This window comes from Flavobacterium sp. IB48 (genome assembly GCF_016405855.1).
GTDB classification, from domain to species: domain Bacteria; phylum Bacteroidota; class Bacteroidia; order Flavobacteriales; family Flavobacteriaceae; genus Flavobacterium; species Flavobacterium ginsengisoli.
In genome coordinates this window covers 360,153-373,155 of record NZ_JAEFCA010000003.1, presented here as the reverse complement: position 1 = coordinate 373,155, position 13,003 = coordinate 360,153, and the positions used below count along the sequence as shown (strand labels likewise).

The 13,003-nt window shown below is 36.0% G+C and carries 8 protein-coding genes and 1 tRNA gene; 3 read left to right on the top strand and 6 right to left on the bottom strand.

Annotation, left to right across the window (positions count from 1 at the left end):
• Window positions 1-70: 70 nt before the first annotated feature.
• The 6 genes from JC605_RS12340 to JC605_RS12315 form a co-directional block, all read right to left on the bottom strand.
• Window positions 71-1,876 (bottom strand): acyl-CoA dehydrogenase family protein, encoded by a 1,806-nt coding sequence (locus JC605_RS12340; protein WP_198856476.1) that lies wholly within the window; start codon window positions 1,874-1,876, stop codon window positions 71-73.
• 179 nt (window positions 1,877-2,055) lie between these two features.
• Window positions 2,056-3,237 (bottom strand): acetyl-CoA C-acyltransferase, encoded by a 1,182-nt coding sequence (locus JC605_RS12335; RefSeq protein ID WP_198856475.1) that lies wholly within the window; start codon window positions 3,235-3,237, stop codon window positions 2,056-2,058.
• A 4-nt stretch (window positions 3,238-3,241) separates the two neighbouring features.
• Entirely contained in the window at window positions 3,242-5,632 is a 2,391-nt protein-coding gene (locus JC605_RS12330; RefSeq protein ID WP_198856474.1) for a 3-hydroxyacyl-CoA dehydrogenase/enoyl-CoA hydratase family protein, read from the bottom strand.
• 36 nt (window positions 5,633-5,668) lie between these two features.
• Window positions 5,669-6,127 (bottom strand): MarR family winged helix-turn-helix transcriptional regulator, encoded by a 459-nt coding sequence (locus JC605_RS12325; protein WP_111288579.1) that lies wholly within the window; start codon window positions 6,125-6,127, stop codon window positions 5,669-5,671.
• A 221-nt stretch (window positions 6,128-6,348) separates the two neighbouring features.
• Complete coding sequence (locus JC605_RS12320) at window positions 6,349-7,386, bottom strand: YafY family protein (protein ID WP_198856473.1); 1,038 nt, start codon at window positions 7,384-7,386, stop codon at window positions 6,349-6,351.
• 361 nt (window positions 7,387-7,747) lie between these two features.
• Window positions 7,748-8,362: a hypothetical protein gene (locus tag JC605_RS12315; protein ID WP_198856472.1), complete on the bottom strand. Its 615-nt coding sequence runs from the start codon at window positions 8,360-8,362 to the stop codon at window positions 7,748-7,750.
• A gap of 289 nt (window positions 8,363-8,651) precedes the next feature.
• Between JC605_RS12315 and JC605_RS12310 the strand changes: the two genes are divergently transcribed.
• The 3 genes from JC605_RS12310 to JC605_RS12300 all read left to right on the top strand — a co-directional run bounded on the left by JC605_RS12310 (window position 8,652) and on the right by JC605_RS12300 (window position 12,888).
• Window positions 8,652-8,769, top strand: a tRNA-OTHER gene (locus JC605_RS12310).
• A gap of 252 nt (window positions 8,770-9,021) precedes the next feature.
• Window positions 9,022-11,262: a hypothetical protein gene (locus tag JC605_RS12305; protein ID WP_198856471.1), complete on the top strand. Its 2,241-nt coding sequence runs from the start codon at window positions 9,022-9,024 to the stop codon at window positions 11,260-11,262.
• Window positions 11,263-11,466: 204 nt separating this feature from the next.
• The gene (locus tag JC605_RS12300; RefSeq protein ID WP_198856470.1) at window positions 11,467-12,888 is read left to right on the top strand and encodes an RtcB family protein; all 1,422 of its coding nucleotides are present in this window, start codon (window positions 11,467-11,469) and stop codon (window positions 12,886-12,888) included.
• The last annotated feature ends 115 nt before the right edge of the window (window positions 12,889-13,003 follow it).

Below are 13,003 nucleotides of genomic sequence, written 5' to 3'. Positions count from 1 at the left end.
AAAATAAACCCGCACAGTTTCGGACTTGTGCGGGTTTATAACAAATTAAAAGCTAAAAACTATCTTTATATTAGAAGCAGTATGTGTTTTCTGCTACTAATTTTGCTGCAATTTTTTCTCTAAGTGCCACAACATTTGGCAGGTTAGTATATTTAGTGAAACGTTTAAGTCCCATTAACATCATACGTTGTTCGTCACCTTCAGCGAAAGAAGCGATTCCTTCTTTTCCTCTTAAGTTTACGATATCTACCGCTTTGTACAAGTATAATTTTGCCATAGCGATTTGCTCTTGTACTTTATCTTCGCCTTGAGCTTTTGCTAATTTTTCAGTTCTCAAAATTGTACTTTCAGCCATGTAGATTTCGATCAAGATATCAGAAGCTGCCATCAGTAATTGTTGGTGAGCATCTAATTCAGGACCGTATTTTTGAACAGCGCTTCCTGCAACCATCAAGAAAACTTTCTTCAAGTTAGCAACGATTACTTTTTCTTCTGCAAATAATTCAGAGAAATCTGGAGTATCAAAAGATGGAATTCCCATTAATTCTTCTTGAACTTTCATTGCTGGTCCAAGTAAATCAACGTGTCCTTTCATGGCTTTTTTGATCAACATACCAACAGAAAGCATTCTGTTGATTTCGTTTGTTCCTTCGTAGATACGAGCGATACGAGCATCTCTCCAAGCACTTTCCATTGGCGTATCTTCAGAGAATCCCATTCCACCAAAAATCTGAATTCCTTCGTCAGAACAAGATTGAACGTCTTCAGAAACCGCTACTTTCAAGATAGAACACTCGATAGCGTATTCTTCAACACCTTTTAATTCTGCTTCTTGGTGAGAAGTTCCTTCTGCTTCACGAGCAGCAATTCTGTCTTCGATGTCTTTTGCAGCACGATAAGAAGCACTTTCTCCAGCGTAAGCATTAGTTGCCATTTCAGCTAATTTAGAACGGATAGCTCCGAAAGATGAAATAGAAGTGTTGAACTGAATTCTTTCGTTAGCATATTTTACAGCTCCAGAAGTAACTCTTCTTTGAGCATCTAAACAAGCTGCTGCCAATTTAATACGACCAACATTCAAAGCATTCATTGCAATTTTGAAACCGTTTCCTCTTTCAGACAGCATGTTTTCAACAGGAACTTTCGTTTCGTTGAAGAAAACCTGACGAGTAGAAGAAGCACGGATTCCTAATTTATGCTCTTCTTCATTCATAGAAATTCCGTTTGAAGGATCGTTTTCTACGATGAAACCTGTAATATTTTTATCGTCTCCAATACGAGCAAAAACGATGAAAACGCTACAGAAACCTGCATTCGAAATCCACATTTTTTGTCCTGTAATAGAGTAGTATTTTCCGTCTTCAGATAAAACTGCTTTTGTTTTTCCTGAGTTAGCATCAGATCCTGCGCCTGGTTCAGTTAAGCAATAAGCTCCAAACCATTCTCCAGAAGCTAATAACGGAACGTATTTTTTCTTTTGTTCTTCAGTTCCATAAAGTGTAATTGGCATAGTTCCAATTCCTGTATGAGCACCAAAAGCAGTTGAGAACGAACCAGTTGCTCCAGAAATGTAGTCACAAACTAACATTGTAGAAACAAATCCCATTCCTAATCCGCCGTATTCTTCTGGAACCGCAACTCCAAGAAGTCCAAGTTCTCCAGCTTTACGCATAGATGATTCTGTATAAGCGTAATCTTTTTTCTCAAAACGATCTTTATGTGCCCATAATTCTTTATCAACGAACTCTTTTACAGAGTCACGCATCATTAACTGCTCTTCCGAGAAATCTTCTGGTGTGAAGATATCCTCGCATTTTGTTTCTTTAACTAAAAACTGACCACCACGAGTCACGTTTTTTTCGATTGTATCTGCCATTGCTAATGTTTTTTTGTATGTTTTTTATTTATGGTTTTTGTACACAATCTTGTCATTTCGACGAAGGAGAAATCTTTGCAAGTAGCTCTACAACGAGATTCCAATCTTTGTCGAGTTTCTCGTGAAGATTTCTCCTTCGTCGAAATGACAAACTATATGTGTACTTTACTTAATAATACTTATAATACTTCGTAAACTCCAGCGCTTCCTTGCCCTGTACCAACGCACATCGAAACGATTCCGTATTTATTACCTCTGCGTTTCATCTCATCAAATAACTGAACAGAAAGTTTAGCTCCTGTACAACCCAGAGGGTGACCTAAAGCGATTGCTCCTCCGTTTACGTTTACGATTTCTGGGTTAATATTTAATTCGCGAGTTACTGCTAAAGCTTGTGAAGCAAAAGCTTCGTTTAACTCAATTAACTCAATATCGTTTAATGTTAAACCAGCTTGTTTCAACGCTTTCGGAATTGCTTTTACCGGACCGATACCCATAATTCTTGGCTCAACACCAGAAGAAGCAAAGTTTACCAAACGTGCAATTGGCTCAAGGTTTAATTCTTTTACCATTTCTTCGCTCATAATTAAAACGAATGCAGCACCGTCGCTCATTTGAGAAGAGTTACCCGCAGTTACACTTCCGTCAGCAGCAAAAACTGGTTTTAAACCTGCTAAAGCTTCTTTAGAAGTTCCTGCTCTTGGTCCTTCGTCTTTGTTTACAACGTATGATTTAGTTTCTTTTTTACCATTTTCATTGATGAAAGTCTGCTCAACAGTAATCGGAACGATTTGTTTGTCGAATTTTCCTTCTGCTTGTGCTTTTAAGGCTTTCATATGAGAGTTGTAAGCAAACTCATCCTGATCTTCTCTAGAGATTTTGTATTGGTTAGCCACCGCTTCAGCAGTTAAACCCATTCCCCAATAGTAATCTTCGTGACCAGCAGCAGCAACTTTATAATCCGGAGTTGGTTTGTAACCTCCCATCGGGATATAACTCATACTTTCTGCACCACCTGCAATGATACAATCTGCCATTCCTGATTGGATTTTAGCAGTCGCCATTCCGATAGTTTCTAATCCAGATGCGCAGTAACGGTTTACCGTAACTCCAGGAACGTCTTCCACTTTTAATCCCATTAAAGAGATCAAACGTCCAACGTTAAGACCTTGTTCTGCTTCCGGCATGGCATTTCCTACCATAACGTCGTCGATACGTTTTTTATCGAAATTAGGCAGTTCGTCCATCATAAACTGGATCGTTTCTGCAGCTAATTCGTCAGGTCTTTTAAATCTAAAAACACCTTTTGGAGCTTTTCCAACTGCTGTTCTATATGCTTTTACTATATATGCTGTTTTCATTTTCTTAGTTTCTAAGAGGTTTCCCTTTGGTTAACATGTATTGAATTCTTTCTAAAGTTTTTCTCTCAGTACAAAGAGATAAGAAAGCTTCACGTTCGATATCTAATAAATATTGTTCAGATACTAAAGTTGCTTCAGATAAATCACCACCAGCCATTACATAAGCCAGTTTGTTAGCAATTTTCTTGTCGTGCTCAGAAATGTATTTTCCAGCTTCCATTTGATCTGTTCCAACTAAGAACATACCTAAAGCTTGTTTTCCTAATACTTTCACATCAGTTCTTCTGATTGGTTGCGTATAACCAGCTTCTGCCATTAACAACGCATGTTTTTTAGCTTCAGCAATCTGACGATCTTTGTTTACTACGATAATATCTTTTCCATGTTGAAGAAGTCCAGTATCAAAAGCTTCATAACCAGAAGTCGAAACTTTAGCCATTGCGATTGTTAAGAAATACTCTTGAAGAACGTTCAATTCCACATCATTTTTACGGAATAAATCTGAAGCTCTTAAAGCCATTTCTTTAGATCCACCACCGCCAGGAAGTACACCAACACCAAATTCAACTAATCCCATGTATGTTTCTGCAGCAGCAACTACTTTATCAGCGTGCAAACTCATTTCGCATCCACCGCCAAAAGTCATTCCGTGAGGTGCTACGACAACTGGAATAGAAGAATAACGAACGCGCATCATGGTGTCTTGGAACAATTTAATTGCCATGTTCAATTCGTCGTATTCTTGCTCAACTGCCATCATGAAAATCATTCCGATATTAGCTCCAACAGAAAAATTCGCTGCTTGGTTTCCAATAACTAAACCTTGATATTCTTTTTCAGATAAGTCGATTGCTTTATTGATAGCTTGAAGTACATCGCCACCAATTGTATTCATTTTAGATTGGAATTCTAAGTTCAAAATTCCGTCTCCTAAATCCTGAATGATTGCACCACTATTGCTCCAAACTTTTTTGCTTTCGCGAATATTGTTTAGGATAATGAATGAATCTTGTCCAGGAACTTTTACTTGTGATTTTGTCGGAATGTTATAGAAATAAGTCGCTCCTTCTTTTACAGTATAGAAACTGTCGCTTCCAGAAGCCAACATTTCAGTAACCCATGCAGCAGGCGCTAAACCTTCTGCTTTCATGATTTCAATTCCTTTTTCAACACCAATAGCATCCCAGATTTCGAATGGACCATTTTCCCATCCAAAACCAGCTTTCATGGCATCGTCAATTTTATATAATTCGTCTGAGATTTCAGGAACTCTGTTTGACACATAAGCAAACATTCCAGCGAAACTCTTACGGTAGAATTCTCCCGCTTTGTCTGTTCCTTTAACTAAAACTTTAAAACGATTGATTGGTTTATCAATAGTTTTTGTTAGTTCAAGAGTAGCAAAATTTGCTTTTTTCGCAGCGCGGTATTCTAGTGTATTTAAGTCTAAAGAAAGAATATCTTTATCTACTTTTTTATAAAAACCTTGTCCAGTTTTGCTTCCTAACCAATTATTTTCCATCATTTTGTTGATGAAATCAGGAAGTTTGAACAATTCGTGTTGTTCGTCGTTCGGGCAGTTTTCATAAATACCATTGGCAACGTGTACCAAAGTATCCAAACCAACAACGTCAACCGTACGGAAAGTAGCTGATTTTGGACGACCAATTACTGGTCCAGTCAATTTATCAACTTCCTCAATTGTTAATCCCATTTCTTTTACCAAGTGGAATAAACTTTGGATTCCGTAAATACCAATTCTGTTTCCGATAAACGCCGGAGTATCTTTAGCAACAACCGAAGTTTTTCCTAAGAATTTAGATCCGTATTCGTTTAAGAAATCCAATACTTCAGTTGAAGTTTTTGGACCAGGAATAATTTCAAATAATTTTAAGTAACGCGCAGGGTTAAAAAAGTGTGTTCCGCAGAAGTGTTGTTGAAAATCTTCGCTTCTTCCTTCACTCATAAAATGAATTGGAATGCCAGAAGTATTTGAAGTAACCAAAGTTCCCGGTTTACGGAATTTCTCGATTTGTTCAAAAACTAATTTCTTAATGTCTAAACGCTCTACAACAACCTCGATAATCCAGTCAACATTAGCAATTTTAGCCATATCATCTGTCGTATTTCCAGTCGTGATTCTGTTTGCGAATTTTTGACTGTAAATAGGAGATGGTTTCGATTTTAATGAATTCGCCAAGTGCTCGTTTACCACTCGGTTGCGAACGGCTTTACTTTCAAGTGTTAATCCTTTTTTAGCTTCAGCTTCGGTCAATTCACGCGGTACAATGTCAAGAAGTAAAACTTCGACACCAATGTTAGCAAAATGACAAGCTATACCTGAACCCATAATTCCGGATCCAATTACAGCAACTTTTTTAATTGTGCGTTTCATAATTTGTTACTATTTGTTTGTAGGAGGAAAAGAATGTTATTCTTTTTCTGTGTTTTCTGTTTGATTAAATATGTTTTTATCGTGAATCAGTTCGTTGATAATTTCAGAAACTTCGATAAAATGATTCAGCTTTTCTTCTGAAACATGTTTTCTAACGGTTTCATTAAACTTTAGAACTGTATTTTTAGATAAATCTCTTTTTTCTTTTCCAAAATCGGTAAGGTAGATTAAAACACCTCGACCGTCGCTTGGGTTTTTTTTGCGAACAATTAAACCTTTTTCTTCCATAGATTTAAGTGTTCTTGTTAAGCTGGTTGCTTCCATACCCATTCTCGGACCTAAAGCGGTTGATGGAGTTCCTTCTTCCTTGTCCATACTTAAAAGAGCAAACCCTGTTGCCATTGTTGCATCATACTTTGCAGCCTCTTCATTATACATTCTTGAAACAGCTTGCCATGTCGCTCTTAAAATATAATCTATCGTTTTGTCTTTCATAGGTAACTATATCGATTTCAAATATAATTAAAAAATACTATGCATGCATATAATTTTTTAATAAATTTTTGGTTAGTTATAAAATATCCCTGATTTAGAGGGTTTTGGTTGTTTATTTTAAGTGAAATATACTATTCTTTTTTTAGATTTTAACATTTTTGATGCTGTAAAAATCTCTTTTTGGTTTTTAAAACGCATTTAATTCTATATTCTGTAAAAAATTATGCATTTATTTCAGTTGGTTTTTCAGAATCGTAACGCGAAATAGCGTCTAGAAGTATCTTTTTCATACGATTTCTCAGACCTTCTGGTCTTAAAATCTCCAAACAGCTTCCAAAACCTAATAAAAGTCGTTCCATCTCGTAATTTGGGATTACATATATGTGTATAATGACACTTCCGTCTTCGTTTTGTTTAATTAGCCGCTGAGAAGTATGCAGAGGTTTTGTAAGTACATAAGGCGCATTTGAAGCATCAACCCATAATTCAATTCGTCTTGCGTTTAATCCTGAATTTACTGTTACGCCAATTACATCTTTATAAAAATTATCAGCATCAAAATCTTCTTCTAGGTAAGGATGATTAAAATCGTAATCAATAGAAATAATTCTGTCTAATGCCAAATTGGTAATCGGTTGTGAGTCTTTTTTCTTTCCGATTAAAAACCAGCGGTTATTGAATTCCTTTAATATAAAAGGATGAAAGTGGAATTTCGTTTCTTCGGCAGATTTAAAAGATTTATAAGTAATAATCAGAACCATTTTCTTGATAATCGCCTGATATATTTCGTCCAAATAATGCAGTCCTTTTAGCTTCTCATTTTTATCCAGATAAATAACGGGTTTAGTGTGCGATTTCTCAGCATAGATTTTATCCTCTAATCGCTGTAGAATATCTGATACATCATTAAAAAGAGAGAAATCTTTAAACTGTTTTAACATCGAAACGGTTTCTGTCAAAACGTTCATATCTGTTTCCGTAAGCGGAATATCGGTTATCGAAAAATCTTCGTCTTCATATTTATAATACTTTTTATCGTAAACTACGATTGGTGCATTATAACCGAGTTTTTCACTTCGCATCAGCTGAATATCCATTTGGATCGTTCGTTTACTTATTGGATTTTGTCGTCCTTCATATTCAAATAAAGCCTCTGAACATTCTTCGATTAAATCTTCGAGTGTCCATTGCCGGTATTTATTCTGAAGGCATTTATCGATGGTTTTGTATCGAATTAAGGCGTTTTTGTTTTGTGACATTTTTATGATGTTTTGCCACAAAGACGCTAGGGCACAAAGTTTTTGTTTTTAAGCCACAGATTATGAGGATTAAAATGATTTTTCCCCATTTTATGTCATTTCGACGAAGGAGAAATCTCCACAAGTAACTCCACATCGAGAAGCCAATCTTTGTAGAGCTTCTTGCGAAGATTTCTCCTTCGTCGAAATGACAAACGGTGAGTTTAATTAATACTTTAAATAAAAATTTTGCGACTTAGCGTCTTTGCGAGATTAATTTTGCGTTGTATATTTTGGGCGTGTCCCTCCAGGTCGGGCTTTCGGCTAAATCTTTTGTTCCATTTCATTTCACAAAAGGATACCGCCTCAATCCCTTACGCATTTACGTTAATAATGCAATCTCTTTTTCAATATTCGCTCTTGCTTTCTCTTCATACAAACTCCTAAACTCCTCAGTCTGAAAAATAAACTCATTCTCCAGAAAATGCTTCAACGCTTTAGCACGTCCGGGTTTGTATAGAAAATCAGGATAGATGCGGTATTCTTTTCTAATTTGTTCAAAATAGATTTTATAATCTTCCCAATCTTTAACGAGGATTTTCAAATCAAAATCGATTAACCAGTTTATATCTTCAATCGCGTTTTGCTGATGTTGTTGTGTTGCACAGATTGCATCAAAAACCAATTGTTTATTTAGATTGATATTTTCAGGTAAAATTGCCAAAGCATATTCAGCACTTTTAAGTTCGTTATCTTTTTTGGAAGCGGAATACACAAAGTCATGGTAGAAAATTGAAAATAATATTTCGTTTGGATTTTGAAGTTTGTTTCGATACGCTTCAAAACTGGCAATCATTTCTTTTAAATGCGTGAGATTATGATAATGTCTTGATTTTTTCGAATATGCCTTTTCTAAATCCAACCAGTTTTGCTGAATTTCATTTGCTGAAAAGCCAATATTCGAAAGCAATTCAGAATAGATTTTCTCTAAATTCATGTTGTTTTTTACTCAAATTTAAAATTCTTTTTTTACTGCGCAAAATAATTGCGTAGTAGTTTTAAAATCTTTGCTCAAGAAATAAAACAAAAAGTATTTCTAAAAAATGAAACAAAAATTTTACTACGCAAAATAACTGCGCACTAGTTTAAAAATCTTTGTTCAGGAAATAAAAACAAACGTTCATAGAAATAAAAAAAGAATAAAATAGGTCAAGTTTGAGTTACTTCGAAAACACTTTCCAATGTACACACTTACACCATTACCTTTTTATTTTATAATGATAATTGAGGCAGTAGCTCAGCGGTTAGAGCAGGTAGTTTTGAAATTATCCATCAAAGGTCAATCAAAACTTACTTCGTACACTTTTAATGTCCGGGTCATGGGTTCGAATCCCATCTGCTTCACAATTAATGGTCAATTAAAACTTACTTCAGACAACGGCTACTTTCGGTTCGAATCCGAACATAGTTTTAAAATCATCATTAATAAAAAAACGAGGGTCAAAATTAGCTTACTTCTTGGGGAAACCCGCAAACTTCCAATTTGAATCAGCTAATTTATTACACTCCAATTTCAGGTCAAGTGTTTCTTACTTCAAAAATCTTTTAGGTAGAACTCAGAAACGCAATTATCTAAATTTTAAAAATTAAAAAAAAATGAAAACAAAAGAATTATTAAAAATCAGTTTACGTCAAAATGCTATTTTCATTCCTTCAAAAATGATTGCGAATGACGTTAAAAATTTATCTGGAACAACTTCAGTTTTGTTAGCCAATGTTTCAAAACTTGGATTTACATTTTCTGAATCATTATTACATGCTTTAAACAATATCAACCCGAATTATAAAGTTGAGGTTTTAGAAGTTTTGAGAGAAGTTTTAGGAACAGATAAAAATTGGACGCCATTGGTAAAAGAATGGAATGTTCCAACAGGAGAATCTGTTTTAGATCATATTATTACCTATTTCGGAAACGTTTTTAAAACTAAAAACGGAACAACTTTACAATGCGGTCATATTATTCTGGATAATACTTTCCCATTAGAAAGATACAACGGTTGTCCGTTCTGCGGAACTCCGTTTGAATTTGGGAAATTGGAAAATATCGGACAAGGAAGCAAGTTAAAAATGTTGGAATTATGGACAGAAAAAGATTTAAATAATTTCTATATATCGTTATTGCAATCTAAAACCGCTTTAGACGCTACTCAGGTAGATAGTTTAAAAATGGCAATGCAATACTTGCCTTTACCAAAAACGGATGTTGCAATGAAGGAAACTTTAATGCTTGTGATCGATCTTTTGATTGAAAACGGTAAAGAAGAAGAAGCGTCTCAGTTTTTGAAAACGCCAACCGATATCTTACGATATTTGTGGTATAAAAACACAGGAATGCTTCAGATTATTGAGCCAAAAACGATTATCAAAAGAACATCAAAAAATGCACAGCATTTTCATAATGTTTTAGATACAAGTGTTCAGACAAGAATTGCATCTCAAAAAGATTTGAAACTTAAATATTCTCGAAAAGAGTGTTTAATGGTCGCAAATTGGTTAAACAATATGAATATGGATGTTGAAGCGATGTGCGAAACCATGCATCCAAAAAGAGGAATGTGGGTTCGTTTTATCCGCGCGCTTCGTTTGGCAGAATACAGCAAAAGAAAAGGATTTGAGAAATTGAATTTTTTAATGGATGTATTCTACAACCAAGTGTACGATGTTTGGCAAAGCAAAGTAAACACGTCAAGATTAAAATTTGATGCCGATAAAACATTTGCTTTATTAAAACAGCGTCCAGGATTATTTGCACGTTCGTTATTCTCAAACATGCTTTGGTTTGGAGCAGAGGAAACTATTGCTCATTTTGAAGAAATCATCGATAAAGTTCCGGCTCGATTGGTGTTTACTTTGAACATGTATGCTCAAAATTATTTTGATAAAAACATGCAGAGAAGTGTGAAACCTTTGGGTGGAACAAACAAACGAATTGAAGCAAATCAGTTATTAGGATTATACGAAGATTTTCAGTTGGAAGCAATGAAAAACCAAATCGAAGAATTGTGTCTTTTGGCCATGAAAAAACGATTTGCAAAAATTGCGAACACCAACAAAACAATCTATATAGATCCGCAATTGTTTAATATTCCAGTTTCTATAGGAGATCGAAGCGAAACCGTTCAGGATTTACCAGTTGCTTTAATGGGAACACGTTTCACAGTTGAAGGAAACGAAGTTAGATTGTTCATGCAATGGGGAAAAGATTTGCCAGCACAACATTTAGATATGGATTTGAGCTGTCAGATTGCATACGAAGATCGCTTAGATATTTGTTCTTTCAGCCGATTGACAACTACAGGTTGTCAGCATAGTGGTGATATCCGAAGCATTCCGAATAAAATTGGAACAGCCGAATATATCAACATCAATATCGATGAATTAGCGAAAGCTAAAGCTAAATTTGTAACTTTTACTTGCAACGCGTACAGTAACGGAAGTATTACGCCAAATTTGGTTGTAGGTTGGATGAATAGCAAACACCCGATGAAAATTTCGGAGAAAACAGGTGTAGCATACGATCCGTCGTGTGTTGATCATCAGGTTTGTGTGACGCAAAATGTTGCCAAAGGTTTGGTTTTTGGAGTGTTGGATGTAGCCAAAAGAGAAATCGTTTGGTTAGAGATGACTTTCGGAGGTCAGGTTGTTGGTGGATTGGATTTCAAAGGCGTTCAGGCGTTGTTGTCAAAACTAAACAGCAAATTGAATATTGGTAGTTTGTTACAGCTTAAAGCGGAAGCCCAAGGTTTAACAATCACCGAAAATGAAATTGCTGATGAAGTTTACACAGCACAATGGGCGATGAACCCAGCGGTTGTTACACAATTATTGGTAGATTAGTGGCAAAGGTTCATAGTAACAAAGTGACAAAGGTTTTAATATTTCACGCAGATTTAAAAAGATTTTAGCAGATAAGCACAGATTATTTATCAAAAAAAATCCTTTTAGATCTGCTTAAATCTGCAAAATCTGCGTGAAATAAAATCTACGCAAAATAACTGCGCAGTAGTAATTAACCTTTGTACTATCAAAAAAATAGAAATCATGAGTACACAAATAAACGGTACAGATATATTAGAATTAGGATTCCCAGAAGGAAAAATAATTGGGATTGCCTTAAAAATAAACAGCAAGAGAAATGGATTCACAAGAGACGAAATGATCACAAATTTCAAAAACGTCTTAGAAACTCCAGAGAATTATATCGACGATAAAATCTTCAGCAAACTGGCTGTTGCTTTAATCGAAAAATCGAATGAAAAACCAGAAGATTTCATTGCTTTAAATCAGAATCCGAATGCGTATTCGGCTTACGGATTGGATCATATCGAAGACGGAGCCAGAAAGCAAATGGAAGTCGCCATGAAACTGCCTGTTACGGTTGCCGGAGCTTTAATGCCAGACGCGCACCAAGGTTACGGATTGCCGATTGGCGGAGTTTTAGCAACGAAAAATGCCATTATTCCGTATGGTGTTGGAGTTGATATTGGGTGTAGAATGGCGTTGTCGGTTTATGATATTCCAGAAGCTTTTTACTTTGAAAACGAAGCTAAATTCAAAAAGGAATTAATTGCGAATTCTATTTTTGGAGCAGGTCACGGATTTCACGGTCAGTACAAATCAGATCATGCGGTTTTGGAGAACGAAACTTTCAATATGAATCCGTTTGTGAAGAATTTGAAAGATAAAGCTTGGTCGCAATTAGGATCTTCGGGTGGTGGAAATCACTTTGTGGAATTCGGAATCATGGAATTTGCGCAAGACGATGCGGTTTTAAATATCCCAAAAGGAAAATACGTCGCTTTGTTAACGCATTCTGGTTCACGCGGAATGGGAGCAACCATCGCCGGACATTATACTAAAATCGCCAAAGATGAGTGCAGACTTCCAGAAGTGGCAAAAAACTTAGCGTACTTGGATATGAATTCGCAATTGGGACAGGAATACTGGATGGCAATGAATTTGGCGGGAGATTACGCTTCGGCTTGTCACGAGATTATCCATAACAAAATGGAACGCGCTTTGGGTGCGACGATTTTAGCAAAAGTCGAAAACCACCATAATTTCGCCTGGAAAGAAATCTGGAACGGCGAAGAAGTGATCGTACATAGAAAAGGAGCAACTCCAGCCGGAAAAGGCGTTATGGGAATCATTCCTGGAAGTATGACCGCACCGGGATTTTTGGTGAGAGGAAAGGGCGAGGAGAACGCCATCAATTCCGCTTCGCATGGAGCAGGAAGACAAATGAGCAGAACCCAAGCCATAAAAAACATCACACAATCTGAAATGAAATCGATTCTGAGAGATCATGGTGTTACGCTTATCGGAGCGGGTCTAGACGAAGCTCCAATGGCCTATAAAGATATCAATCAGGTGATGGAGGCGCAGAAAGATTTGGTAGATGTTGTAGCGAAGTTTACACCGAAATTAGTTAGAATGGCAGATGATGGAAGTCGAGAAGATTAGTTTTTTTGAGATACTAAGGTTCTAAGATGCTAAGATTCTAAGGTTTCTCATCAACAACGATTATCCGCATTTTATGTCATTTCGACGAAGGAGAAATCTCCACAAGTAGCTCCGC

Bases quoted from the DNA above. Each gene is read 5' to 3' on its own strand.
- JC605_RS12340 (WP_198856476.1), bottom strand. From the start codon at position 1,876: ATGGCAGATACAATCGAAAAAAACGTGACTCGTGGTGGTCAGTTTTTA.
- JC605_RS12335 (WP_198856475.1), bottom strand. From the start codon at position 3,237: ATGAAAACAGCATATATAGTAAAAGCATATAGAACAGCAGTTGGAAAA.
- JC605_RS12330 (WP_198856474.1), bottom strand. From the start codon at position 5,632: ATGAAACGCACAATTAAAAAAGTTGCTGTAATTGGATCCGGAATTATG.
- JC605_RS12325 (WP_111288579.1), bottom strand. From the start codon at position 6,127: ATGAAAGACAAAACGATAGATTATATTTTAAGAGCGACATGGCAAGCT.
- JC605_RS12320 (WP_198856473.1), bottom strand. From the start codon at position 7,386: ATGTCACAAAACAAAAACGCCTTAATTCGATACAAAACCATCGATAAA.
- JC605_RS12315 (WP_198856472.1), bottom strand. From the start codon at position 8,362: ATGAATTTAGAGAAAATCTATTCTGAATTGCTTTCGAATATTGGCTTT.
- JC605_RS12305 (WP_198856471.1), top strand. From the start codon at position 9,022: ATGAAAACAAAAGAATTATTAAAAATCAGTTTACGTCAAAATGCTATT.
- JC605_RS12300 (WP_198856470.1), top strand. From the start codon at position 11,467: ATGAGTACACAAATAAACGGTACAGATATATTAGAATTAGGATTCCCA.